Source organism: Actinoplanes ianthinogenes, assembly GCF_018324205.1.
In the GTDB taxonomy this organism is placed as follows: domain Bacteria; phylum Actinomycetota; class Actinomycetes; order Mycobacteriales; family Micromonosporaceae; genus Actinoplanes; species Actinoplanes ianthinogenes.
This window is the reverse complement of the sequence record NZ_AP023356.1, coordinates 8,194,736-8,218,459: the sequence shown is the minus strand read 5'-3', so window position 1 is coordinate 8,218,459 and position 23,724 is coordinate 8,194,736. Positions and strand designations below refer to the sequence as shown.

Here is a 23,724-nt window from a genome sequence, read left to right as displayed (position 1 = left end):
TCAGAACAATGCTGATGTCACGCGAACCGAGCGGCGATCCAATCGGCCACCAGATCGGCGGACTCGATCACCGAGGTGTCGTGGGTGGCGCCCTCGATCGGCACGAAGGTGACCGGCTGGCTGTACGCCTGAAGCTGCGGGATCAGCTGGTCGGCGGTGACGAAATAGGGCACCGCCTCGTCCTCGGTGCCCTGCACCACCAGGATCGGGGCGCTCGGCGCGGTCTGCGCCGGGTTGTCGTACTGGACGAACTTCGCCAGCACCGCGTCCGGCACGGTGCCGCCGACCAGGAGCTGCGTCGCGGACAGGTTCTCGTACGCCGCCAGGATCTCGTTCAGGCAGCCGGAACTGAGCACGCCGACCTTGGCCTTGGCCGGAGGGGCCAGGATGGCCGACGGCTGCACGGCGGAGTCCACCGCGTTCAGGCCGTACAGGGCCATGACCAGGTAACCCTGCCCGGCGGTGCCGGGGATCAGCGGCACGATGGTGTCGGTGTTCGACACCGGCGCGATCGACGAGGTGCCCTTGAGCACCAGATTCCCGTCGTAGGACGGGGCGATCTGGCTGGCGAACAGCGCGCCCTGCCCGCCCTGCGAGTGCCCGTCGATCACGTACTGCGGGGTCAGCGCCGAGTCCAGGTTGCGGGCCGCCTTGACGCTGTCGATGATCGCCCGGCCCTCGCTGGCCCCGATCAGGTAGGGATGTGCCTGCGGGGTGCCGATGCCGGGATAGTCGGTCGCGGCCACCGTCCAGCCGCGGCTGAGCAGCTCGGCCACCGCGGTCCGGGCCTCCGGCCAGAAGACGGCCTGGTTGGTGGAGGGCGCGCACTGGTCGGCCAGGCCGGTGGTGCCGTGCGCCCAGGCGACCGTCCGGTTCTTCTTGCCGGTCCTGGGGGTGAGGATCAGGCCGGTCGCGGTGATCGCGCTGCCGGTGATCGAGGTGGAGAGGTATTGGATGCGTTTACCGGTCGCCAGTGCGGACAGCTCGGCCGGGAGGGTGGCGGTCGAGCTGGACAGCACGAGTCCGGGGGCGAGGGCCGTGGACTCCGTCGCGGCGACCGCCGGCTGGGCGGTCGCCGCGACGATCCCGGTCACGCTCAGCAGCACGGCCAGGAGTGGGCGGACGATTTTGTTCATGGACACCCCAGTTCCGAAGGAAGATCCGAATAGGATGATCGGATGAACGCACAGCGTAATGCGGATCACACTCGGAAGATGCCCATTCCCCGGCCATAGGTTCGTGACGATCATTCATTGGCGCACGTCACTAGGCTGATGAACAACCGGCACTGCAAAGATCGATTTAATCGCTTCTTCAAATGTGATTACACACCGCTCGGGTATGTCTCCGGCTCGTGCGCGTTCACCCGCAGCGTGTGCAGCGGGCGCAGGGCGCGCGACTCGTCGAACCACAGGAACGCGTCGTAACGGTCGCCGAGCACGGTCGGTACATAGTTCGCCCAGCGCTCCCGCTCCGGGCGGTAGACCACGCCGATCGCCCGGTGCGGCAGAACCGTGGTGAGCAGATCCGGGGCGTCGTCGCCGGCCGGGAAGACGAACAGGGCGTTCCGCGGGGCCGTCAGGTGCAGGATCTCCTCCAGGGAACCGGACCGGGCGGGCGGCACCGGCATCGACTCCATCGCGGCGCCCCACTGCGCGCCGGCCACCACGCTGCCGCGGAACGAGCCCATGCCGACCAGGAGGACCTCGTCCCAGCCGTACCGGTCCCGGGCCAGCTGCCCGAGGGTCAGCTCGCCGTTGTCGGCCTGGTCGGTGGCGCGGGCGTCGCCGACGTGCGTGTTGTGCGCCCAGACCACCGCCTTCGAGGTGGGGCCGTACCGAGTGAGCAGCCGGTCCAGGGTCTCGTCCATGTGCCGGTCCCGGCCGTTCCAGGCGTCCGGGCCGCCGCGCACCATGGTCCGGTAATAGTTCTCCGCGCCGGCCACCACGGCGGCGTTCTGCCACACCCCGAAATCCCGGTCGCGCAGCTCGGCGAGCATCTTGATGATCTTGTCCTCGCAGGAGGCGCCGACGAACTGGGTGGCCCAGCCGTACGCGTTCGGGTCCTCGTTGAACGGCTCGAAGCAGCGGTAGGCGTCCAGCGCGACCGGCACCAGGTCACGGTCGTTCTCGCGCAGCCAGGTGAGGATCTCGCGCATCGACTGCCAGAGCGAGTAGACGTCCAGGCCGTGGAAGCCGATCCGGTCGTCCGGCGGGCGGACCGCGTTGAACCCGTGCAGCCAGCGGGTGAAGTCCACGACCTCCTCGTTCGCCCACATCCAGGTGGGCCAGCGGTCGTACCGGACCAGCGCGGACCGGGGGTCGTCCGGCGCGCCGGGACCACCGCGGACGGCGGCGTCCACCCGCTCGCAGTCCGGCCAGTCGCCCTCGACCGCGACGAAGGAGAAGCCGCGCTCCTCGATCAGCCGCTGGGTGAGCGCCGACCGCCAGGCATAGAACTCGTGCGTGCCATGGGTGGCCTCACCGATCATGACGACCCGCGCGGAGTCCGCGCGGTCGAGCAGGATCTCCAGGTCGCCCGGGTCGCGCAGCTCCCGGGCGATCGACGCCACCTCGTCCCCGTACCGGATCATTTTCCGAGAGTTACCCTTGCTGCTTCGCCCCATACGTCAGACTTTGTCCGCCTGAGATGATGACCGGATGGAACGCCCAACGCTCTTCGAAGCCGCCGGCGGAGCGCCGGCGATGCTCGCCCTGGCCGCCGACTTCCACGCCCGCTGCCTGGCCGACCCGGTGCTGGAGCACCCGTTCTCGCACGTCGGCAACCCGGAGCACGTCCAGCGGCTCGCCGACTACTGGGGTGAGGTGCTCGGCGGGCCGCCGGTCTTCTCCGAGCGGTTCGGCGGTCACGCCGCGATGCTGCGGGTGCACGCCAACCAGTGCGACGAGGACCCGTTCTCGCAACGGTTCGCCGAGGTCTTCGACGAGGCGGTGGCGCACACCCTGCCCGACGACCCGGAACTGCACGCCGTCCTGCACGACTACATGCACTGCGCCACCCGCGAGGTCGCCGCCGTGTTCCCGGCCACGGCGACCGTCCCGGAGACCACCCGGATGCCGCACTGGTCGTGGTCGGGTTCAATGTCCGGGTGATCACCTGCGTCGTGCACTACACGATCGATCCCCGCCAGATCGAGGCCTTCGAGCGCTTCGCCCGCGAGTGGATCCGCCTGGTCGGCGCGCACGGCGGCGTCCACCACGGCTACTTCCTGCCCGCCGAGGGCGCCAGCGACAAGGCCGAGGCGCTGTTCAGCTTCCCCAGCCTCGCCGCCTACGAGCAGTACCGCAGCCGCTTCGGCACGGACCCGGAGTTCCTCGCCGCCGACCGCATCCGCGACGAGTCCGGCTGCGTCCTGCGTTACGAGCGCACCTTTATGCGCCCGCTGCTGCCCGACTGACCCGGACTTACTTCTTGAGCGACGCCTGGTCGACGACCTCGGCGGCCGCCGGGGCCTTGATCTCCGGGAAGGTCTGGTTGAACTCGCTGAAGGTCAGGCCCTCCGGCGCCGGCCGCTCCATCTTGATCGGGTACGGCTCGCCGCTGGTCGCGACGTACAGCACCGTTTTCGCGTCCGAGCCGTCGACCAGGCCGATCGCGGGCACGCCCTCGACCGGCTTCGCCTCGCCCTTGCTCAGCGCGCCGCCCGGCGTCAGCATCTCGTCGATGTCCGAGGCGCCGAAGAAGAACGAGCCCAGGCTGGCGTCGTTCGCGGTCGGCTTGATCCACTTGTCGCCGACGGCCTGCTTCATCAGCTTCGCGGTCGCGCCGGACGAGTCGATCATCGTCCAGAAGGCCTCGTTCGGCCGGATGTAGCGGGCGCCGCCGACCGAGAGCATCTCCAGCGTCGCGCCGCCCATGTCGATGGTGCCCGCGACGTCGGCGCCGGCCACCTTCAGGTCCAGCTTGGTGACCTCACCGCTGTCGCTCACCGCGCCCTTGACGTGGAAGGACTTCGCCGCCTTGAGCGCCGCCTTCGCCTTCTCCAGGATCGCGGCCGCCTCCAGGTCGGCGACGCCGTTGGCGGCGGCCGTGCCGGCCGGGGCCGCGGTGTCCGGCTTGTCGCCGTTGCCACACCCGGCGAGCAGGGCGGCGGTGATGGTGAGAGCGGCCAGGCCGGCGCGCGGAGCAAACCTCATGACGTCTGTCACTTCCCTATATCTGGCGGGCGTGCTTCCCGCGCGTATGGCGCGTGACGATAGCGGCTCGGACCCGCCCCTGCCGAATCACCGTGATCATTCCGACGCTCACCACTGCGGAAGACCCCATTTGTGTACGACGATGGCCCCGGCCAACCGGTCATGCAGCGTCCGCTGCCGGTCCCCGAAGACGAACAGCACGTCCACCACGGGGTAGATCCCGAACGTCACCGTGCCGAGCACGATCCAGAGCAGCCATTTCGCCAGCAGCTCCCGGACGACCATCCGTCCGAACCCGACCGGCCGCCCGGTCCGCACGTCGGCGACGGCGTGCCCGAGCAGCTGCCGCCCCGGTGTCTGCCCCCGCCCGAACACCAGCGCCGCCCAGACCAGCCACCCGATCCCCACCGTGCCCACGAACAGCACCACGTCGGCGATCTGCGCGATCAGCCGCCCGAACGGACTCACCAGCGGCGAGATCTGCACCCCGTCCGGATGCGCATAGCTCAGTTCCTGCTCCATTGCGACCGAGCTCCTCTCCCCCGTCCCCCAAAGGTGCGACGCGACGGTACTCGATCCTGGCCTCATCACGCGGACCCGGCGCCATGCCGTTCGCTCGATGAAGCACTGGCGTCCTTCGACGCTGTCACTCTCGACTATCGGCTGGACCCCGCGGTGAAGCTTGCTGAAGCCGCCGTGACGCCGCGGTGAAGCCGGGCCCGCGCACGCTCTCCCCGACGACAACGAGGAGGGCGGAATGACGGTCGAGGTCGAGGGGTTGCGGAAGTCGTTCGGGGAGCGGGTGGTGCTCGGCGGGATCGACTTCACGGTGCCGGACGGGACGACGTTCGCGCTGCTGGGGCCGAACGGGGCGGGCAAGACGACAGCGGTCCGGATCCTGTCCACGCTGATCCGGTTCGACGGCGGTCGGGTGACGGTCGGCGGGCACGATCTGCGGCGGGAACCCGAGGCGATCCGCCGGATGATCGGGGTGACCGGGCAGTTCTCCGCCGTCGACGACCTGCTGACCGGGGCGGAGAACCTGGAGCTGATGGCCGATCTGCACCACGTCGGCCGGGCGGCGCGGCGGGACCGCGTCGCCGCGCTGCTCGACCGGTTCGACCTGGTGGAGGCGGCGGGCAGGGCCGCGTCCACCTACTCCGGCGGGATGCGGCGGCGGCTGGACCTGGCGATGACTCTGATCGGGCGGCCGCGACTGATCTTCCTGGACGAGCCGACCACCGGACTGGACCCGCGCAGCCGCCGGATGATGTGGCAGACCGTGCGGGACCTGGTGGCCGACGGCGTCACCATCTTCCTGACCACGCAGTACCTGGAGGAGGCCGACCAGCTCGCCGGCCGGGTCGCGCTGCTCGACGGCGGGCGGATCGTCGCCGACGGCACGCCCGCCGAGCTGAAACGCCGGGTGCCGGGCGGCCACGTCCGGCTGCGCTTCGCGGACGCCGGGACGCTCGGCGCCGCCGCGGCGCTCTTCACCGACGGCGAGCGCGACGACGACGGGCTCTCCCTCCGGCTTCCCGCGGCGAAGCCCCGCGAGCTGCTGGATCGGCTGGACCGGGCGGGGATCGAGGCCGAGGAGCTGTCCGTGCACTCCCCCGACCTGGAAGACGTATTCCTGGCCCTGACCGGCCGGACGGCGGAGGTGGCGCCATGAACGACGCGATGACTATGGTGCGGCGCACCGTGCGGCACACCGCCCGCAACCCGAGCGCGATCATCATGACGGTCGGCATGCCGGTCGTCCTGCTGCTGCTCTTCGTCGGGGTCTTCGGCGGCGCGCTGAGCGCCGGCATGTCCGAGGACGCCTACATCGACTACCTGGTCGCCGGGGTCCTGCTGATGACCGTCGGCTACGGCTCGACGACCACGGCCCTCGCCGTGAACCGGGACATGACCCAGGGAATCATCAACCGGTTCCGCACCATGGCCATCTCCCGTGCCTCGGTGCTGACCGGGCACGTCATCGGCTCCACCGTACGCACCCTGCTCAGTGCTGCCCTGGTGGTGGCCGTGGCCGTCGCCCTGGGCTTCCGGCCGGCCGGCGACCCGGTCCGCTGGCTCGCCGCCGCCGGCGTGATCGCCCTGCTCACGGTGGCGATGACCTGGATCGGCGTCGCGGTCGGCCTGGCCGCGAAGACCGCCGAGGGCACCGCGCCGTTCACCCTGATCACCCAGCTGCTGCCGTTCCTGAGCAGCGCGTTCGTCCGGCCGGAGACGATGTCCGGTGCGGTCCGCTGGTTCGCCGCGCACGAGCCGTTCACGCCGATCATCGACAGCCTGCGCGGCCTGCTGCTCGGCACCGCGATCGGCGGCAACGGTCTGGTCGCGGTCACCTGGTGCCTGGTCCTGGCGGCGGGCGGCTATCTATGGGCTCGCCTGCTGTTCCGGCGAGACCCCGCCCAGTAACGAGGCCGCGATCAGGCGGAGCTCGGTGGCATCGAGGCCGGCATACTCCTGCACCGCAGCCGAGTATGCCGGCCGATCGGCCTCCCGCACCGCCGCCGCCACGGCGGGCACCGACTGAAACGTACCGGAAAATCCGAATCGTTCGGCGACCGCGAGCAGCCGCCCGCCCGCACGCGCGAACGCCGCCCGGGCCACCAGCATCACCCCGCAGATCCGGAAGACCGCCACCGGCGCCTCCGGCAGCAGCACCGCCAGCCGCTCCGTCACCACCGAGGCCAGGTCGGCCACCAGGTCCGACCGTCCGTACCGGCAGTGCGCGATCACCGCGACCGCGAGCACCTCACCGGCCCACAGCCCCTCGGACTGCCGCACTCCCGCCGCGGCCTGGCGCCACAACCGCAGCCCGCCGTCGACGTCCCCGCGCCCCAGCAGGATCTCCGCCCGGCTGCACAGGTCGAACATCATCGGCCCGGCCTCCTCGGCCAGCACACCCCGGCTCAGCTGGTCGAGCCCCTGCTCGGCCCGGTCGAACGCCCCTCGTTGCAGGTCGGCCAGCACGATCGCCCACCGCGCCCGCGCCGCGCTCGACCACGCCCCGAGCTCCTCCATGATCGACAAGGCGGTGTCGAGGTGCCGGAACGCCTCCTCCCCCGGCGCCGCCTGCAAGCACAGTTCCCCGATCCGCGCGTGCGCGAGCGCCCGCAGCCACGGGTCCGTCGCGCCGAGACGGTCGAGCATGCGCCGGGCCGCGAGCAGCGCGGCCTCCGGCTCGTTGGCGTGTTCGGCCTGGTAGCTGCGCGCGTACTGAGCCAGCCCGGCGACCAGCGGATCGTCGCTGTCGCCCAGCGCCCGCACGTCGGCCGCGCCGAGCACCGTCTGCGCGGCGCCGATCAGCGTCCCCGGCGCCGGCGGCGGGAGCCGGCGCAGCACCGCCAGGGCCCGCACCGGCCGTGGCCCGCGGGTGAGATAGCTGATCATCGCGCACCAGACCGCGGTGGTCCGGGTGGCCTCGACATAGGCGGCCTCGGGCCGATATCGCGCCAGCACCGCCGGCACCTCGCCGGCCAGCGACGCCAGCCGGGTGATGTTCGAGTCGGTCAGCCACAACGCCCCGAGCAACGCCCCGGCCGCCGCCACCGTCGCCCCGTCATTGCGCTCCAGCCCGAGCCGCAACGCCAGGACCAGGTTCTCCTGCTCGTCCCGCAGTTCGTCGACCGCGGACACCAGGCCCGCCGCGTAATCGGTCGCGTCCCGGACACCCCGCTCCCGTGCCCACGCCAGGAGCCGCTCGGTCGCCGCCTCGGTCTCCCCGGCCTCGCTCCGCCGCGCCGTGCTGAACTCCCGCACCGTCTCGACCATCCGGAACCGCGTCCCGCCCGGGCTGTCGATGACTTTGACCAGCGACTGGTCGACCAGCTGCGCCACCACCGCGTCGCCGGCGAGCCCCCGGGTGAACCCGCCCGGAAAGATCGACAGCAACCGCATGGCCGCCTGCCCGTCCGCGTCGAGCAGGTGCCAGCTCCAGTCGATCACCGCGTGCAGGGTCCGGTGCCGTTCGGGCAGGTCCCGCCCACCACCCTGGTGCAGGCTGAACCGCTCGGCGATCTCCGCCGGCGACATGATCCGGATCCGGGCCGCGGCCAGCTCCACCGCCAGCGGCAGCCCGTCCAGCCGCCGGCACAGCTCCCGGACCGCGTCCGCCGGCAGGTCGGCACCCGGCCGCGCCGCCCGCGCCCGCTGCGTGAACAGCTCCACACTGGTCGGCAGGTCCAACTCGGGCAGCGCGTAGACGACCTCCGACGACAGCCCGAGCGGCGCCCGGCTGGTGGTCAGCACGGTCACCGCGCCGGCCAGCCCGACCAGCGCCCGGACCAGTCCGGCCACCCCGTCGATCACCTGCTCGCAGTTGTCCAGGACGAGCAGGGCCGGCCCGGGTTCCAGCGCGCCGACGATTCCGGCGATCCCGGCCGCCGCGCCCAGCCCGAGCGCCGCCGCGACCGCCCCGAGCACGTCATCGTCCCGGGTCACCCCGGCGAGCTCGACCAGGTACACCAGGCGGTGGGTCGCCCGCCGCCCGACCGCCTGGGCCAGCCGGGTCTTGCCGATGCCGCCGGCGCCGACCACGGACACCACCCGATGCGTCCGCAGCAGTCCGCCCACCGCCGCCACGTCCGCGTCCCGGCCGAGCAGCGCGTTCGGTTCGTACCGAAGTCCCTGCCGGACCACCGGCGCGTCCGTCAGCAACAGCTCCCGGTGCGCGGCCCGCAGGGCTGGGCCCGGATCCGCGCCGAGCTCGTCCCGCAGGCCCCGCCGATAGGCGTCATACCTGGCCAGGGCCGCCGCCGGCCCCTGCTCCGCCGCCTCGCACCGCAGCAACTCGAGCAGCACTTCCTCGTCCCGCGGCCGCTCCGCGAGCACCTCGTCGAGCGCTCCGGCGGCGGGCCGCCCCAGCCGGGCCAGTGCCAGCGCCCGCGCCCTGGCCAGCTCCCGCCGCGTGGCCGCCCGAGCCGCCCGCAACTCCCCGAGCGGCCCGTCCGCCGCCTCACCCGCGTCGAGGCCGAAGCCGACGCCGACGCCGGAGCCGGAGGGAAAGCCGAACAACGCCAACCCGGCCTCGGCCTCGGCCAGCGCCGCCGCGTGGTCCCCGGCCCGGGTGAGCCGCTCACTCGCCGCCGCCCGCAGCACCACCGCCGACGAGTCCACCTGCTCCGGAGCGAGCGCCAGCCGATACCCGGCCGGCGTGCTCCGGATCGCCTCCGCCCCGAGCCGCGCCCGCGCCCGGGCCACCAGCGTCTGCAACGCCTTCACCGGATGGTCCGGCTGCTCCTCGGGCCACAACTCGGCGATCAGCCGGCCCGGCCCGCACCCGGCTGCCGGCTCCCCGGCCAGCAGCGCGAGCAGGTCACCGAGCCGGGATCCGCCGATCTCCACCCCACGGTGACGCACCCGCGTCAACAGCGTCAGCTCCACGTCCATCGACGCCGACGCTAGCGCTCAAACCTGCGGTTCACAGCAGTGCCAACGTAGCCTCCAACTGCGAATGCCGCGGCTCCGGCAACTCACCCGGCGCACACCAGATCAGCTCGTCGAACTTGTGCGGCTCCCCGATCCGCACCTGGGCCGGATCCACCCGCACCGAGAACACCACCGCCACCCAGTGCGACGGCGGATCCTCGCGCAGCACGTTGCGCACCCCGAGCTGCACGATCTCCAGTGGCGCGGCGACGTACTCCTCGACGACCTCCCGGGTCACCGCCGCCTCGAACGTCTCGCCGAACTCGAGCGCCCCGGCCCCGCAGTCCCAGGCACCGGGCTCGTCACGGGCCTGCGCCGAACGCCTGGCCAGCAGAATCTTGCCGTCCCCGTCGTGACAGACGAAGACACAGGACACCGACGGTTTCACACCGGACATCCTGTCAAACGCCCCGGCGCGGAGGATCATGGGCGCATGGATGAGATCGTGATCGGCCCGGCGGGACCGGCCGACGCCGGCGAGATCCTCACCCTCCAGCGAGCCGCCTACGTCGTCGAGGCCCAGCTCTACGACGATCCGCACCTGCCGGCCCTGGTGCAGACCCTGGACGAGCTGACCGCCGAGCTGACCGGCGACCTCGCGGTGAAGGCCACTCTCGGCGCGCGGATCGTCGGCGCGGCCCGCGGCCGGCTGGACGGCCCGGTGCTGCGCATCGGCCGCCTGGTCGTCGCCCCGGACCAGCAGGGCCGCGGCATCGGCACCCGGCTGCTCGCCGCGATCGAGGCCGCCGCCCACGGCGAGGCCGAGTGGTTCGCCCTGTTCACCGGCCACCTGAGCAGCGGCAACATCCGGCTGTACGAACGCTGCGGTTACGCCGAGACGCACCGCGAGCAGGTCCGCCCCGACCTAACCCTGGTCCACCTGATGAAAGAGCACCGCTAACCCGCCGTCGAGCAGGTCGAAGGCGAGCGCGGCCCGGGCCGCCGCCTCCGGGTACACCGCGTCGGCGGACTCGCCGGCCAGGATCCGGTCCCGGTTCTCCATCGTCAGCACCATGCGGGTGGCGGCGATCTGGGCGGCGGCGAGCCGGGCGGTGGGCGCGTCGACGAGCGTCGCCAGCTCGGCCGCGAGCAGCTGCTGGCCGCGCGCGGCTCCGGTGTAGAGCCGCGACAGCAGCGCCGGGGTGCCGGTGATCAGGCCCTGCACCCGGAGCACGTTGGGCTGGTCGCTGAGCCCGGTGGCGGCGTCCCGCTCGGCGAGCGCGGCCAGGAAATGCCGGCGCAGCGCCGCGATCGGCGACTCGCCGGGGGCACGCTCGCGAACCACCCGGGCCGGCTCGTCGAGGTGCTCCTCGGCCGGGCCCAGGACCAGGTCCTCCTTGCTGCCGAAGTAGTTGAAGACGGTGGTCTTGGAGACATTGGCCGCGGCCGCGATCTCGGCCATCGCCACGTTGTCGAAGCCGCGCTCGACGAACAGCTCGATGGCGGTCTCCCAGAGCACCCGGCGGGTCTCCAGCTTCTTGCGTTCCCGAAGGCCGACGTCCATGCCCGAACTTTACCAGAGTCAAATTTGGTCACAGACAAAACCTTGACCAAGACCAAAATTCTTCCGTACGGTCGCAGCATGACCTCGATGAGCAGAGTGGAGCGCGGGATCGGCATGATCCTGTGCCTGTTGACGATCGTCCTGGCGATCCTGGATCAGAACATCGTCTCCGCGGCGATCGTCCCGATCGTCCGGGACCTCGACCCGCTGCACGGCGTCGACCACGTGGCCTGGCTGGTCGCCGCGTTCACCCTGGCCGCCACGGTGGCGCTGCCCCTTTACGGGCGGCTGTGCGACGTCTGGGGTCCGGCCCGGGTCTTCGTCGGCACCGTGCTGCTGTTCCTGCTCGGCTCGGTGCTCTGCGGGACGGCACAGACGATGGGGCAGCTGATCGCGTTCCGGGCGGTGCAGGGCCTGGGCGCGGGCGGCCTGATGAGCGTCTCCATGGTGGTGATGGCGCACCTGCGCGAGCCCGGCGACCGGTCCGGGCCGAGCGGCGTGGCCGGCCTGGTCGGCGGCTTCGGCATGGCGATCGGCCCGCTGATCGGCGGCTGGTTCGCCGACCACGGCGACTGGCGCTGGATCTTCTACGTCAACGTGCCGCTGGGCGCCCTGATCGTGACCGGCGCCCTGATCGTGCTGCGGCTGCCCCGGCACGGCGCGAGCACCCACGTCGACCTGCTCGGCGCCGGGCTGGTCGGCGGGTTCGCCGCGGCCCTGCTGCTGGTCTGCGACTGGGGCGGCGACCGCTACCCGTGGTCGTCCGCCGTGATCCTCGGCCTGGCCGCCGTCGCGGTCGCCTGCCTGGTCGCATTCCTGTGGTGGCAGCGGCGCAGCCCGGACCCCGTCCTGCCGCCCGGCCTGTTCCGCATCCCGGCCGTCCGGGACAGCTTCGTGATCCAGGCGCTGGTCGGCGTGGCACTGGTCGGCGTGATGGTCTACCTGATGGTGTATCTCCAGGTCGGGCGCGGGATCAGCGCCGGCGCGGCGGGCACCTACCCGGCGTTCCTGGCAGCCGGGATCGCGCTGTCCGGCATCGCGTTCGCCCGGTTCACCACGTCGCTGCGCACCACCCTCGTGATCGGCACCAGCTGCGCCGCGCTGGCCCTGGGCGCGCTCGCCCTGACCCGGGCCGACACGTCACTGTGGCTCATCCGGGCCGAGCTGACGCTGCTCGGCATCGGGTTCGGCCAGCTGCTCGGCAAGCTGATCGTCGCGGTGCAGCGGAACGCGCCGCGGCACCAGCTCGGGGCGGCCACCACCGGGATCCGGTTCTTCCAGTCGCTGGGCGGGGCGATCGGGGCGGCCGCGTTCGGCTCGCTGCTGGCCACGGTCGTCGCGGCCCGCAGCGGTGGGCTGACGGTCGCCGGTGCGGCGGCGGCGCCGGAGGCGCTGACGGCCGGGGTGGACACCGTCTTCGGGGTGGCCGCGGTCCTGATGGCCCTGGCCGCCCTGCTCGCGACCCGGCTGCGCTCCGCCGAGCCGGCGCCCGCACCCGCCACCGAGCCCCAGACGGTGGCCACGGAGAGCGGTCAGTCGCGATAGACCGGGGCCGGCGGCGCCGGGGCCGCACCGAGCGGGCCTCGCAGCCAGCGGTTGTAGATCGCCGTCCAGGAGCCGTCGGAGCGCATCTTGTCGAGCACGGCGTTGCTGAAGCGGACCAGGTCGGGCGAGTTCTTCGCGATGCCGATCCCGGACGGCTCGTTGGTGGAGAACCTGCCCACCACCTCGGTGCTCGGGTCCTGTGCGGCCAGCCCGGCCAGCAGCACGTCGATGGTGGAGACCGCGTCCACCTGGCCCTGCTGGAGCATGACCAGACAGTCCAGGGTGCTGTCGGTGGCCACCGGGATCGGCTTGGACGGCTGCTCCGCGATGGTGACGATGCTGGTGCTGCCTCGGGTGGCGCAGACCTTGCGGCCGCCCAGGTCGGTGAACTCCCTGATCCCGGAGCCCTTGCGGACCAGCAGCCGCTGGTGCGACGTCAGGTACTCGGTGGAGAACGACACCTGCTGCCAGCGCTCGCAGGTCATCGACATGGTCCGGACCACCATGTCGGCCTTGCCGCTCTGGAGCACCGGGATCCGGTCGGCCGTGGTGATCGCCAGGAACTGGATCTTCTTGGCGTCGCCGAAGAGCGCCTGGGCCATCGCCCGCGCGATCTCGATCTCGAAGCCGACCAGGTCGCCGGTGTTCGGGTCGCGGTACCCGAACAGATACGCGTTCTGGTCGATGCCGACGATCAGCCGGCCCCGCGCGACGATCTTGGCCATCGTCGAGCCGGCCGGCATCCGCCCGGGAGCCGGCAGCGCGCCGGCCGGGCGCAGGCTGGCCCGGGGGTCGCAGTCCGGGGCCGGCCGGGCGCTCGGGATCTCGGCCGGGTCCTGCACGTTCTCCGGCAGCGGCAGGGCCGCCCGGACGCCCTCGGCGGAGTGCGGCGCGGTGGCCTCCGAGCCGCACGCGGCGAGCGGCGTGAGCAGGGCCAGCAGGGCGACGGTGGCGACGACTCGCTTCATCGGTACTCCTTGAGCCGGGGCCGGAAACCGAGGATCACCGCGGCGACCAGGCCACCGGTGAGCAGCAACAGGGCGATCTCCAGACCGGTCAGGGCCGAGCCGCCCTGCCCGGCCTGCCGGTCCACCCGGTCGTTCGCGGTGGCCAGGGCGGTGCTCACCGCGCTGTCGAGCTGGCCGAAGACGGCCGGCAGGTCGCCCTTGCCGGTCGCCGTCGCCTGCGCCACCGCGCCCAGGTAATCACCCCGGTCGTCCAGCTCGCGCAGGTTGCGGTGCATGTCGGACCAGCGGTCGGCGTGCTCGCGCGCCTGCTGGATGAGCTGCCGGTCGGCGGCCGGGGCGTGCGCGGCGGCGGCGCCGAGCACCCGGTCCAGATCGGCCATCACCGCGACGTAGTCCTTCTCGAACGCGGCGCCGCTGCCCCGGGCGATCAGCGTGAGCGCCTCGTCGGCGCGGGCCTGCAGGGCCAGCCGGCGGCCGTCGGCGAGCGCCGAGACCAGCGCCGAGCCCTCGCCCCGGCCGGCGTCCACCCGGCTCGCGGCGGCACTCAGCGCGGTGGCCGACCAGGCCAGCACGATCAGCGCGACCAGGCTGGCGGCGACCAGGCCGAGGTTGAACACCCGGTTGGTCCGGCGGGCGAGCGTCGACTGGGCGAGGATCAGCCCGGCCAGGGTGAGCAGGCCGAGCGAGAGCACCGGCCAGGGGAAGCCGACGGCGTCGCGCTGCGCGTCGTCCACCCGGTCCTGCGCCGACGCGAACAGCCCCTGGGCCTGCGGCAGCAGCGTCTGCCGCATCAGCCCGGACGCCTCCCGCAGATAGGCCCCGCCCAGCGGGGTGCCGAGCCGGTTGTACGACCTGGCCGTCTCGACCAGTCCGGTGTAGACCGGCAGCTGGGCGGTGAGCACCGCGAGCCGGGCCGCGTCCGCGTCGTCGGCGTCGCGGGTGGCGACGGTCAGCGCCGCGCTCGCCCGGGCCAGGTCGTCCAGATACCGCTGGCGCAGGTCGTTGCGCTCGGCGCCGTTGCTCAGGAACGCGGTGGCCGCGGTGGCGTCGGCGTCGGACAGCGACCGGTACAGCTCCTGGGCGCCGACGCTCAGCGGCCCGCTCACCGTGGTGATGTCCTCGGTCAGCGTGGCGCGGTGGTGCACGGTGGCGAGCGCGCTGCCACCCAGACCGACGCCGAGCACGATCAGCGTGATCGCCATCAGGCGGTACAGATCCGGCGTGGCGAGACGGCGCAGGACTGTCGGCAACGCCCACCCCCCGAGTTCACAGACGACTGCCGATGACAGTACGGGGCGCCGGCAACGCGATCCGTGACTAGCCGCGGCTCATCAGGTGCCGCAGGTCGCGGGTGTGTCCGGTGGACGGGCGGACCGCCAGGATGCAGGTGTCGTCGTCCGGATTGGCCCGGCGCAGCCGGCCGACCAGCTCGGCGAGCGGCTGCTGCGGGGCGGCGCGGACCGCGGCGTCGACCGCGCCGATCACCGCGTCCAGGCCGGCGTCCAGGCACTGCCCGCGATATTCCACCAGGCCGTCGGTGTACAGCAGCAGCACGTCGCCGGGGTGGAAGTCGGTGACCGCGGTGGCGTACCGGGCGTCCTCCATCACCCCGAGCATCGGCCCGGCGGGACGCGCCAGCGGCGCGGTGCGCCCGGCCCGGCACAGCAGCGGCGGCGGATGCCCGGCCTGTGCCCAGGTCAGCTGCTGCCGGCCCGGGTCGAAGCGCGCGATCACCGTGGTCGCGGCCAGCTCCGGCGACTCCCGCTCCAGCTCGCAGGTGAGCCGGTTGAGGTGCCCGAGCAGGGTGGCCGGGTCGCTGTCCACCACGGTCAGCGCGCGCAGGGCGTGCCGCAGCTGGGCCATGTTGCTGGCCGCCTGGGTGCCGTGCCCGGTGACGTCGCCGACCGCGAGCAGCACGGTCCCGTCGCGCAGGGCGGCCGCGTGGTACCAGTCGCCGCCGACCATCGAGTCCTGCCCGGCCGGCAGGTAGCGGACCGCGGCCTTGAGCCCGGGCAGCTCGATCGGCTCGTCCGGGATCGGCAGGATGATCTCCTGGAGTCGCAGCGCCAGGTCGTGCTCGGCGTCGGCGGCCCGGCGCTGCTCGTCCAGCTCGTGTTCCACCTTCGCCAGCTGCTGGGCGCTGACCTGCTGCTCGGTGACGTCCTGGATGACGCCGAACAGGCGGATCGGGCGCCCGTCGTCGTCCCGGACGGTCTCCGCGATGGTCCGCAACCGCCGGACCCGGCCGGCGATCCGGACCCGGGTCAGCAGCTCGATGCGATCCGATCCGCGCGCCGCGTCGAGCGCCGCCTCGCGCAGCGAGTGCTCGCCACCCACCGCCAGCCGCCGGCCCTCGGCGGGGGTGAGCGGGCCGAGCCCCGGATCGCGCTGGTAGATCCGGTACACCTGGGGTGACCAGTAGACCTCCCCGGTGACCAGGTTCCACTCGCCCCAGCCGAGATTGGCGAGGCTCTCCACGTCGGCGAGCCGGTCGGTGGCCGCGTCGATCAGCCCGGGGCCCTCGCCGGTGTCCAGCAGCCCGATCATCCGGGCCGCCACCGCGGCCGGATCCCGGCGCTGTTCAGCCGCGATCCGCATCAGGTGCCGATAGGCGTCGGCGACCCGGCACCGGGCTCGCCCGGCGAGCAGACCGGCCGCCTGATCGACCGCAGCGCCGGGGGCGTGCCATCGATCGCTCAACGCCTGCGCGGACGCCTGACCACCCACCGACCGACCTCCCCGTCGTCTCTGGCCTCTTTGTTACGCCAGCGCGCGGGCGATCACATCCCCCGATCATCCGGGCTGTCGCGCTGCCTGCGCGCATCGACGCACAGGTCACCCGGTCGGGCGTAAGGCTTTCGGGGGCTGGTCAGGCTTGATCGGAGGTCACAGCTCGAAAAGATCCCGCACGGCCTCGGCCAACCGGGCCATGCTGGCGCCGGTCACCATGCCGATCCGCTCGGCGCCGACCGAGGCGGGCAGCCGGCGCATCCGGTTCACCACCACGACGCCGGTGATCGGGTCCTGCTCGGTGAGGGCGACGGCGTACGGCGGCAGCTCGGTCACGCCCCGCTGGCGGACGATCGGAGCGCAGTACGGCGAGGCGTTGTCCCGCTCGTTGTAACTGTCCGCGGAGAGCACGAGCACGCGGTAACGCAGATCCGAGCGGTCGCCGATGGTCCAGATCTCGCCCCGGCGCACGTCAGCACCGACCGGATGACGGCACGGTCCGGTTGGGCATGGCAGGAAGCGTACCGCCGCGCCGATCTACGCCGCGTCCGCCCCTTTGCGTGTCGCACCACATCGCCCGGCAGGCAGTATGGGCAGATGGGTGAGCTGAGCTGTTCACCACGTGGACGTGGTCGAACTCCCGACCGCCCGATCCCGTAGAAATTAACGCGGGGCCCGTCACGGGCCGGTTACGAGAGGACGTAGGGATGTCGCAGAAGGCGCAGATCGGAGTCACCGGCCTTGCGGTGATGGGCCGCAATCTGGCCCGCAACTTTGCACGGCACGGGCACACCGTGGCGTTGCACAACCGCTCCTACGGCCGGACCAAGGAGCTGGTCGAGGAGTTCGGCCACGAGGGCACCTTCCTGCCCTCGGAGACCGCCGAGCAGTTCGTGGCGAGCCTGGAGCGCCCCCGCCGCGTGGTGATCATGGTGAAGGCCGGGCCGGCCACCGACGCCGTGATCGACGAGTTCGCCCCGCTGCTCGAAGAGGGCGACATGCTGATCGACGCGGGTAACGCGCACTACGCGGACACCCGCCGCCGCGAGGCCGCGCTCAAGGCCAAGGGGCTGCACTTCGTCGGCGCCGGGGTGTCCGGCGGCGAGGAGGGCGCGCTGCACGGCCCGAGCATCATGCCCGGTGGGCCGAAGGAGTCGTACGACGCGCTCGGCCCGCTGCTGGAGGACATCGCCGCCAAGGTCGACGGCGAGCCGTGCTGCGTGCACGTCGGCCCGGACGGCGCCGGCCACTTCGTCAAGATGGTGCACAACGGCATCGAGTACGCCGACATGCAGCTCATCGCCGAGGCGTACGACCTGCTGCGCCAGGTCGGCGGGCTCTCCCCGCAGGAGATCGCCGGCGTCTTCGGCGAGTGGAACTCCGGCCGCCTCGGGTCGTACCTGATCGAGATCACCGCCGAGGTGCTCAAGCAGGTCGACGCGTCCACCGGCAAGCCGTTCGTGGACATCGTGGCCGACCAGGCCGAGCAGAAGGGCACCGGCCGCTGGACCGTGCAGGCCGCCCTGGACCTGGGCGTGCCGGTCAGCGGCATCGCCGAGTCGGTGTTCGCCCGCGCCCTGTCCGGTGGCGCGGACGTGCGCAAGGCGGCGGCCGACGCCGGTCTGCCGGGCCCGTCGGCGGGGTCCGCGCACGCCGGTGGCGACCTGCGCGCCGACGTCGAGCAGGCGCTGTTCGCCTCCAAGATCGTCGCGTACGCGCAAGGCTTCCAGCAGATCCAGGCGGCCAGCAAGGAGTACGGCTGGGCGATCGACCCGGGCGCGATGGCCAAGATCTGGCGGGCCGGCTGCATCATCCGGGCGAAGTTCCTGGACTTCATCAAGCAGGCGTACGACAAGAACCCGGAGCTGGCCACGCTGCTGGTCGACGACTACTTCCTGGACGCGGTCAGCGGCGCCCAGGACGCCTGGCGGCGCGTCGTGGTCACGGCCGCCCAGCAGGGCATCCCGGCGCCGGGCTTCGCCTCCGCCCTGGCCTATTACGACGGCCTGCGCGCCGCCCGCCTGCCGGCCGCCCTGATCCAGGGCCAGCGCGACTTCTTCGGCGCACACACGTACCGCCGCGTCGACAAGGAGGGCTCGTTCCACACCCTCTGGGCCGCCGAGGGCCGCCCCGAGGTCGACGCCTGATTCAAACCCTTTTACGGTACGCCCAACGCCCCGGCCACCCAGCCGGGGCGTTGCCGTCCCGCCCCGCGGTCCCGTCGCTCCCTCCCGGCCCCGCCCCTCGTCCACCCGCACTTCCCAACCGGGCCGTTCCCGCTCCCGCCCCACGGCCGCCGCCTCTCCCGGCCCCGGCCCTCGCCCGCCCGCACTTCCCAACCGGGCCGCTCCCGCCCCACGGCCGCCGCCTCTCCCGGCCCCGGCCCTCCTCCGCCCGCACTTCCCAACCGGGCCGCCCCCGCCCGACGGCCGCCGCCTCTCCCGGCCCCGGCCCTCCTCCGCCCGCACTTCCCAGCCGGAGCGCTCCCGCCCCCGCCCCACGGCCGCCGCCCCTTCTCCCGGCGCCGGCCCACTTCCGCGCCGCTTTCCCACCGGCGCACCCGAGCTCCCACCCGGCACAGCCTCCCTCTTCTGCCCGGCACCGATCCGGATGGCGCCCATCTCCGTAGTCATGGTCAAGACCACGGGCGCAGGAGGAGCGATGAGCGACGATCCGGCCGGCATTCCCCCGACCGAAACCGATCACCCGGTGACGTTTGCCCCCGGCACCCACCCGGTCCCGGCCCCCCGCCCCGCCACCCTGGCCGAAACCGACCCTCCCCCGGCGCCCGCCCCCGCGCCCCGCCCGGCCCCGACGATCGAACTCGCACCGGACCCCGGCGCACCCAGCCCGGAACCGACCGGCTGGTCGGCCACGCCTGATCCCGGCAAACCCAGCGTCGCCCCGACCGGAGAGTGGGCCGCGCCTGATCCCGGCAAACCCGGTCCAGCCCCGACCGGTGAATGGGCCACACCAGACCCCAGCAAGCCCAGCTCCGCCCCGACCGGAGAGTGGGCCACGCCTGATCGCGGTGAAAACAGCCCGGATCCGACCGGTGAATGGGCCACACCAGACCCCGGCAAACCCAGCTCCGCCCCGACCGGAGAGTGGGCCACGTCTGATCGCGGCGAAAACAGCCCGGATCCGACCGGCGGGTCGGCCACGCCTGATCGTGGCGAGCCCAGCCCGGATACGACCGGTGGGTCGGCCGCGTCTCATCCCGGGGAGCCTGGCCTCGACGCGACCGGCGCGTGGCCCGCGCCCGATCCGGCCGAGTTCGCCGAGGAGGACACCGACCCGACCGGATTCGCTCCGGTCTCCGGGGTGCCCTACCCGCCGGCCACCGATCCGTTCGACGATCCCGGGTTCACCTCGGCCTACCCGCTGCCCGGCTGGAGCGCGCCACCGGACCTCGAACCGCTTCCCGGCGCCGCCCGCCGCCGCAAACCGCTGCTGCTGGGTGCCGCCGCGCTCGGACTGGCCGGGCTGGTCGCCGCGTTCCTGCTGGTCCCCCGGCAGAGCACCGACGCCTCCCAGGGCGCCGCGGCGGCCACCGCCCCCGCCCAGAAGGCCGCGAACCCGCCCGCCGACAACGCGCCCGCCCCCGGCAAGTCGCTGACCGCCCCGGCCGGCGGCCGCGCCGAAGCGTCCTTCGACCTCGTCGACAGCGCCACCGTCGTCGAGCTGAGCGCCGGTGACCTCGGCGACGACCTGTACCGGATCAGCACCCCGCCGGACAGCGGCCTCACCCCGGCGATCGACCAGGACGGCGACGCGGTCCGGTTGCACCTGCGTTCGGACGGCAGCGGCGGTTCGGCCGTCGTCACGATCGTGCTCAGCGCGGCGGTCCGCTGGACCCTGCGCCTGGACGGCGGCACCGCGCACAGCCGCCTGAACCTGACCGATGCCGATCTCGCCGCCCTGGACCTCAACGGCGGGGCGAGCCGCATCGACCTGTCCCTGCCCGAGCCCCGCGGCGTCCTCCCGATCCGGATGACCGGCGGCGTCGACCAGTTCCGGGTCACCCTCTCGGACGCCACCCCGGTCCGCGTCCGCGTCGAGTCCGGCGCCGGCCAGGTCACCCTCGGCGGCACCACCCACCAGGGCATCGCCCCTGGTCGCAACTTCACCGCCAACGGCTGGGGCTCCACCGAGGCAGGCGTCGACCTGCAAGCCGTGGCCGGCCTCTCCGCCCTCACCGTGACGGGCTGATTGGCTCCGCTTCGCTCCGCGCACAAAACTGGGCTGGCTGGCTCCGCTTCGCTCCGCGCACAAAACGCCTTGTAACCGGTGAGATGGGCGCGTCTTTTCCGCCACCGCAAACCCCGCGGCGTCGGAAAAGCCGAGCCCATCTCACCGGCGGCGTTTCGTGAGAAACCTAGGGGGCCTGAGCGCGCTTCAGGGTTCGGTGAGCACCGCGGACAGCGAACACATCCCCTGCACCAGGGGTGTCAAGCGGCTTGGCCCGATCCCGCGTCTGCCCAGGGCGCTGAGGGCCAGCCGAGGAATGTCCGGCTGGCCCTGACGGCCCTATACAAGAACGGGATAGGGCGCTGAGGACCAGCCGAGCAGTGTCCGGCTGGCATCCAGCGCCCTATCCGGGCATGGGATAGGGCGCTGGAGGCCAGCCGGGGTTTCGATCTCCGGAACCAGCCGCGGACAGGGAAGAGGGCGGCGATCGCTTTTGCCCACGGCGCTGAGGACTAGCCGAGCAGTGACCGGCTGGCCCTGACGGCCCTATACAAGAACGGGATAGGGCGCTGAGGACCAGCCGAGGAATGCCCGGCTGGCCCTGACGGCCCCAACCAGGAACGGGATAGGGCGCTGAGGACCAGCCGAGCAGTGACCGGCTGGCCGTGACGGCCCTATCCGGGCATGGGATAGGGCGCTGGGGGCCAGCCGGGGGTTGATCTCCGGAACCGGCCGCGGACAGTGAAGAGGGCGGCGATTGGTTTGGACGCGCCAGCGGCCAGATCGCCGCCCTCGGCCCGCGCGGGAGCATGCGATCCGCACCGAAGCGGACCCGCGTCAATGAAGATCTTCAGGCGGGTGAGACCACCTGGACGGGCGCGGCGGACATCAGCGCGCCGCAGTCCGCGGGCGACAGCGGCTTGGCCATGAAATACCCCTGGCCGTAGCGGTAACCCATCTCCCGCAGCCGCTCCATCTGCTCCGCGTTCTCGATCCCCTCCGCAACCGCCTTGAGCTGCAAGTATTCCGCAAGCTGCGCGACCGCCGCGGCGACCGCGAGCCGTCCGCGGTCGGCACCCGAGGCGATCCCGTCGACGAACGACTTGTCCAGTTTGAGCACGTCGACGGGGAACTCGCGGAGCAGGCTGAGCGACGACTGCCCGGTGCCGAAGTCGTCCAGGGCCAGCCGGACGCCCATCTCGTGCAGCGCCCGGAGGGTGTCGCGGACCTGCCAGCCGTCGACCACCGACGACTCGGTCACCTCGAGGATCAGGTGCTGGGAGGTCAGGCCGTTCTCGCTGAGGACCGCGGCGACCTCGTCGACGAAGCCGGTCTCGCGCAGCTGCCGGACCGCGACGTTCACGTTGATCGACTCGATGGCGCCGTCGCCGAACTCGGCACGCCAGCGGGACAGCTGCGAGCAGGCCTCGCGGAGCACCCAGGCGCCGAGCGGGACGATCAGGCCGGAGCGCTCGGCGACCGGGATGAAGTCGCCGGGCGAGACGAAGCCGCGAGTCGGGTGCTGCCAGCGGACCAGCGCCTCGGCGCCCGCGAGCCGGCCGGTGACCAGGTCGAACACCGGCTGGTAGACCAGGCGCAGCTCGTCGCGGACGATCGCGTTGTGCAGCTCGCTGGCCAGCCGGGCGTGGTGCACCATGTCCTGCCGCATCCGCGGTTCGAAACGTACCCAGGACGCCTTGCCGGACTCCTTGGCGGCATACATCGCGATGTCCGCGTTGCGCTGCACCTCGTCGGCGCTCTCGCCGGTGCCGGCCACCGCGATGCCGGCGCTGGCGTGCAGCAGCAGGTGCTGGTCGCCGACCCGGAACGGATCGCCGAGCGCGGCCAGCAGCCGGGCGGCGGCCGTCTCCGCCTCGGCCGGCTCGTCGGTCGGCAGCAGCACGGCGAACTCGTCGCCGCCGAGCCGGGCCGGCAGCTCCCCGGGCAGGCAGTGCTGCCGCAGCCGCTGCGCGACGTGGTAGAGCAGCTGGTCGCCGGCGGCCGGGCCGAGCGTGTCGTTGATCATCTTGAAGTCGTCGACGTCGATGAGCAGCGCGGTGGCCGGCTCGCGCGCGTCGATCCGCTCGGCGAGGGCGACGCCGAACTTGGTGCGGTTGGGCAGGCCGGTCAGGCTGTCGCTGAGCGCGAGCCGTTCCAGCTCGTCCTGCTGCTGCCGGATGCCGCGCAGCGCGACGGCGTTCTCGCGCAGGCTGAGCAGCTGGCGGGCGACCACGAAGCCGGCGATCAGCACGGCGCCGATGATCACGGTGCGCTGCCGGGCGCTCATCTCCTGGGAGCTGACGCTGATCACCAGGACGGCGGCGGCGGTGACCGCGACGAACGGGAGCAGGTTGAAGACGGAACGGCCGGCCCCGCCGACGGCCGGGCGCTCGGTCGCTTCGCATGAGCGCTGCTGGACGAGCGCGGCGCACGCCGCGGCCACGCCGACCAGCGGGAGCGCCAGCACGGAGAGCGCCAGGCGGCCCCAGGCCGGGCCGGCGATCAGCAGGATGGTGCCGGCGATGTCGGACAGCGGGGCGACGGTGAGCAGGCGCAGCGAGACCGGGTGGACGGTGGCCTTCGGCGCCGCGGCCGCCTTGCCGATCACCACGAGCAGCAGCACGCCACCGACGCCGAGCACCGCGGCGGCCACCCGGGCGACCAGCGAGGTCCCGGCCGGAGCCAGGTCCAGCACGACGTACCAGAAGATGAGGGTGCTGGCGACGGCGACGGTGGCGCCGTCCAGCAGCGCCCGGCACCAGCCGAGCGGGGTGCGCTCGCCGATCGGCAGGCGCAGGAAGGCGACCATCAGCAGCAGGATGCCGAGCAGCAGCGGGACGCCGACATACGGCGACATCCCGGTGTTGTTGTTCGCCCGGAACAGCGCGATCACCGAGCCGGCCAGCAGGAACGTGCAGGCCAGCTGGATCTGCCGCCAGAACGAGCGGACCGGGGGCGGCAGCCGCACCTGCGAGCCGATCCGCCGGCAGGCGAGCACCGCCGGGACCATCGCGATCGGGGCGCCGGCGTAGCCCAGGTACAGGCTGCCGGGCGCGCCGAGCAGCAACCAGATCAGCACCGCCACGGTGGCGACGAGCGCGACCACGGCGGGCGCGAGCCCACCGGGTCGTAGCCGGTCGCCGGCAGTCTCGCGTCCGCTCATGATGGCTTACCAGTCGGCCGCCCC

Annotated in this window: 20 protein-coding genes; 8 read left to right on the top strand and 12 right to left on the bottom strand. The window is 72.7% G+C overall.

Annotated features, from left to right (window positions below; translation table 11 throughout):
• Window positions 1-17 precede the first annotated feature (17 nt).
• Both Aiant_RS36945 and Aiant_RS36940 read right to left on the bottom strand, forming a co-directional pair.
• Window positions 18-1,136: an alpha/beta fold hydrolase gene (locus Aiant_RS36945; protein ID WP_189331613.1), complete on the bottom strand. Its 1,119-nt coding sequence runs from the start codon at window positions 1,134-1,136 to the stop codon at window positions 18-20.
• A gap of 188 nt (window positions 1,137-1,324) precedes the next feature.
• The gene (locus Aiant_RS36940) at window positions 1,325-2,593 is read right to left on the bottom strand and encodes an erythromycin esterase family protein (protein WP_189331614.1); all 1,269 of its coding nucleotides are present in this window, start codon (window positions 2,591-2,593) and stop codon (window positions 1,325-1,327) included.
• Between the two features lie 67 nt (window positions 2,594-2,660).
• On the opposite strand from Aiant_RS36940, the gene Aiant_RS36935 reads away from it, so the two are divergent.
• Together Aiant_RS36935 and Aiant_RS36930 are read left to right on the top strand one after the other, a co-directional pair.
• Window positions 2,661-3,113, top strand: coding sequence for a group II truncated hemoglobin (locus tag Aiant_RS36935; protein ID WP_189331615.1), 453 nt, complete (start codon window positions 2,661-2,663; stop codon window positions 3,111-3,113).
• A complete protein-coding gene (locus Aiant_RS36930) occupies window positions 3,110-3,418 on the top strand; it encodes an NIPSNAP family protein (protein ID WP_189331616.1) in 309 nt (102 codons plus the stop codon). The genes Aiant_RS36935 and Aiant_RS36930 overlap by 4 nt, the downstream gene beginning before the upstream one ends.
• Window positions 3,419-3,425: 7 nt before the next feature.
• On the opposite strand, the gene Aiant_RS36925 is transcribed toward Aiant_RS36930, so the two are convergent.
• Window positions 3,426-4,157 carry a hypothetical protein gene (locus Aiant_RS36925; RefSeq protein ID WP_189331617.1) on the bottom strand — a complete coding sequence of 244 codons (732 nt, stop codon included), beginning with the start codon at window positions 4,155-4,157 and terminating at the stop codon, window positions 3,426-3,428.
• 108 nt (window positions 4,158-4,265) lie between these two features.
• A complete protein-coding gene (locus Aiant_RS36920) occupies window positions 4,266-4,679 on the bottom strand; it encodes an RDD family protein (protein WP_189331618.1) in 414 nt (137 codons plus the stop codon).
• Between the two features lie 235 nt (window positions 4,680-4,914).
• Here Aiant_RS36920 and Aiant_RS36915 point away from each other — a divergent pair, with 235 nt between their 5' ends.
• The gene (locus Aiant_RS36915) at window positions 4,915-5,832 is read left to right on the top strand and encodes an ATP-binding cassette domain-containing protein (RefSeq protein WP_189331619.1); all 918 of its coding nucleotides are present in this window, start codon (window positions 4,915-4,917) and stop codon (window positions 5,830-5,832) included.
• Complete coding sequence (locus Aiant_RS36910) at window positions 5,829-6,584, top strand: ABC transporter permease (protein ID WP_189331620.1); 756 nt, start codon at window positions 5,829-5,831, stop codon at window positions 6,582-6,584. The genes Aiant_RS36915 and Aiant_RS36910 overlap by 4 nt, the downstream gene beginning before the upstream one ends.
• Here the strand turns inward: Aiant_RS36910 and Aiant_RS46720 are convergent.
• Both Aiant_RS46720 and Aiant_RS36900 read right to left on the bottom strand, forming a co-directional pair.
• Complete coding sequence (locus tag Aiant_RS46720; protein WP_189331621.1) at window positions 6,543-9,560, bottom strand: ATP-binding protein; 3,018 nt, start codon at window positions 9,558-9,560, stop codon at window positions 6,543-6,545. The genes Aiant_RS36910 and Aiant_RS46720 overlap by 42 nt on opposite strands.
• Before the next feature lie 31 nt (window positions 9,561-9,591).
• Window positions 9,592-9,987 (bottom strand): NUDIX domain-containing protein, encoded by a 396-nt coding sequence (locus tag Aiant_RS36900; RefSeq protein WP_212846618.1) that lies wholly within the window; start codon window positions 9,985-9,987, stop codon window positions 9,592-9,594.
• Window positions 9,988-10,032: 45 nt separating this feature from the next.
• Between Aiant_RS36900 and Aiant_RS36895 the strand changes: the two genes are divergently transcribed.
• On the top strand, window positions 10,033-10,500 hold the full coding sequence (locus tag Aiant_RS36895) for a GNAT family N-acetyltransferase (RefSeq protein ID WP_189331623.1): 468 nt from the start codon (window positions 10,033-10,035) through the stop codon (window positions 10,498-10,500).
• Here Aiant_RS36895 and Aiant_RS36890 read toward each other — a convergent pair.
• A complete protein-coding gene (locus Aiant_RS36890) occupies window positions 10,465-11,103 on the bottom strand; it encodes a TetR/AcrR family transcriptional regulator (RefSeq protein ID WP_189331624.1) in 639 nt (212 codons plus the stop codon). The genes Aiant_RS36895 and Aiant_RS36890 overlap by 36 nt on opposite strands.
• 87 nt (window positions 11,104-11,190) lie before the next feature.
• On the opposite strand from Aiant_RS36890, the gene Aiant_RS36885 reads away from it, so the two are divergent.
• A complete protein-coding gene (locus Aiant_RS36885; protein WP_212846616.1) occupies window positions 11,191-12,648 on the top strand; it encodes an MFS transporter in 1,458 nt (485 codons plus the stop codon).
• On the opposite strand, the gene Aiant_RS36880 is transcribed toward Aiant_RS36885, so the two are convergent.
• The 4 genes from Aiant_RS36880 to Aiant_RS36865 form a co-directional block, all read right to left on the bottom strand.
• Window positions 12,636-13,616, bottom strand: coding sequence for a glutamate ABC transporter substrate-binding protein (locus tag Aiant_RS36880; protein WP_189331626.1), 981 nt, complete (start codon window positions 13,614-13,616; stop codon window positions 12,636-12,638). The genes Aiant_RS36885 and Aiant_RS36880 overlap by 13 nt on opposite strands.
• Window positions 13,613-14,866 carry a hypothetical protein gene (locus Aiant_RS36875; protein ID WP_189331627.1) on the bottom strand — a complete coding sequence of 418 codons (1,254 nt, stop codon included), beginning with the start codon at window positions 14,864-14,866 and terminating at the stop codon, window positions 13,613-13,615. Before Aiant_RS36875 ends, Aiant_RS36880 begins: the two co-directional genes overlap by 4 nt.
• A 67-nt stretch (window positions 14,867-14,933) precedes the next feature.
• A complete protein-coding gene (locus tag Aiant_RS36870; protein WP_229830265.1) occupies window positions 14,934-16,343 on the bottom strand; it encodes a PP2C family protein-serine/threonine phosphatase in 1,410 nt (469 codons plus the stop codon).
• Window positions 16,344-16,502: 159 nt separating this feature from the next.
• Window positions 16,503-16,817, bottom strand: coding sequence for a type II toxin-antitoxin system PemK/MazF family toxin (locus Aiant_RS36865; RefSeq protein ID WP_185041564.1), 315 nt, complete (start codon window positions 16,815-16,817; stop codon window positions 16,503-16,505).
• Between the two features lie 236 nt (window positions 16,818-17,053).
• On the opposite strand from Aiant_RS36865, the gene gndA reads away from it, so the two are divergent.
• Window positions 17,054-18,493, top strand: coding sequence for an NADP-dependent phosphogluconate dehydrogenase (gndA, locus tag Aiant_RS36860; RefSeq protein WP_189331628.1), 1,440 nt, complete (start codon window positions 17,054-17,056; stop codon window positions 18,491-18,493).
• Between the two features lie 1,177 nt (window positions 18,494-19,670).
• Window positions 19,671-20,558, top strand: a complete 888-nt coding sequence (locus Aiant_RS36855) for a hypothetical protein (RefSeq protein WP_189331629.1) — start codon at window positions 19,671-19,673, stop codon at window positions 20,556-20,558.
• Window positions 20,559-21,387: 829 nt separating this feature from the next.
• Here the strand turns inward: Aiant_RS36855 and Aiant_RS36850 are convergent.
• On the bottom strand, window positions 21,388-23,700 hold the full coding sequence (locus Aiant_RS36850) for a putative bifunctional diguanylate cyclase/phosphodiesterase (protein WP_189331630.1): 2,313 nt from the start codon (window positions 23,698-23,700) through the stop codon (window positions 21,388-21,390).
• Window positions 23,701-23,724 lie beyond the last annotated feature (24 nt).

Coding starts and splice junctions, on each gene's coding strand:
- Aiant_RS36895 (WP_189331623.1), top strand. CDS start 10,033: ATGGATGAGATCGTGATCGGCCCGGCGGGACCGGCCGACGCCGGCGAG.
- Aiant_RS36935 (WP_189331615.1), top strand. CDS start 2,661: ATGGAACGCCCAACGCTCTTCGAAGCCGCCGGCGGAGCGCCGGCGATG.
- Aiant_RS36915 (WP_189331619.1), top strand. CDS start 4,915: ATGACGGTCGAGGTCGAGGGGTTGCGGAAGTCGTTCGGGGAGCGGGTG.
- Aiant_RS36850 (WP_189331630.1), bottom strand. CDS start 23,700: ATGAGCGGACGCGAGACTGCCGGCGACCGGCTACGACCCGGTGGGCTC.
- Aiant_RS36885 (WP_212846616.1), top strand. CDS start 11,191: ATGAGCAGAGTGGAGCGCGGGATCGGCATGATCCTGTGCCTGTTGACG.
- Aiant_RS36940 (WP_189331614.1), bottom strand. CDS start 2,593: ATGATCCGGTACGGGGACGAGGTGGCGTCGATCGCCCGGGAGCTGCGC.
- Aiant_RS36890 (WP_189331624.1), bottom strand. CDS start 11,103: ATGGACGTCGGCCTTCGGGAACGCAAGAAGCTGGAGACCCGCCGGGTG.
- Aiant_RS36910 (WP_189331620.1), top strand. CDS start 5,829: ATGAACGACGCGATGACTATGGTGCGGCGCACCGTGCGGCACACCGCC.
- Aiant_RS46720 (WP_189331621.1), bottom strand. CDS start 9,560: ATGGACGTGGAGCTGACGCTGTTGACGCGGGTGCGTCACCGTGGGGTG.
- Aiant_RS36925 (WP_189331617.1), bottom strand. CDS start 4,157: ATGAGGTTTGCTCCGCGCGCCGGCCTGGCCGCTCTCACCATCACCGCC.
- Aiant_RS36880 (WP_189331626.1), bottom strand. CDS start 13,616: ATGAAGCGAGTCGTCGCCACCGTCGCCCTGCTGGCCCTGCTCACGCCG.
- Aiant_RS36945 (WP_189331613.1), bottom strand. CDS start 1,136: ATGAACAAAATCGTCCGCCCACTCCTGGCCGTGCTGCTGAGCGTGACC.
- Aiant_RS36920 (WP_189331618.1), bottom strand. CDS start 4,679: ATGGAGCAGGAACTGAGCTATGCGCATCCGGACGGGGTGCAGATCTCG.
- gndA (WP_189331628.1), top strand. CDS start 17,054: ATGTCGCAGAAGGCGCAGATCGGAGTCACCGGCCTTGCGGTGATGGGC.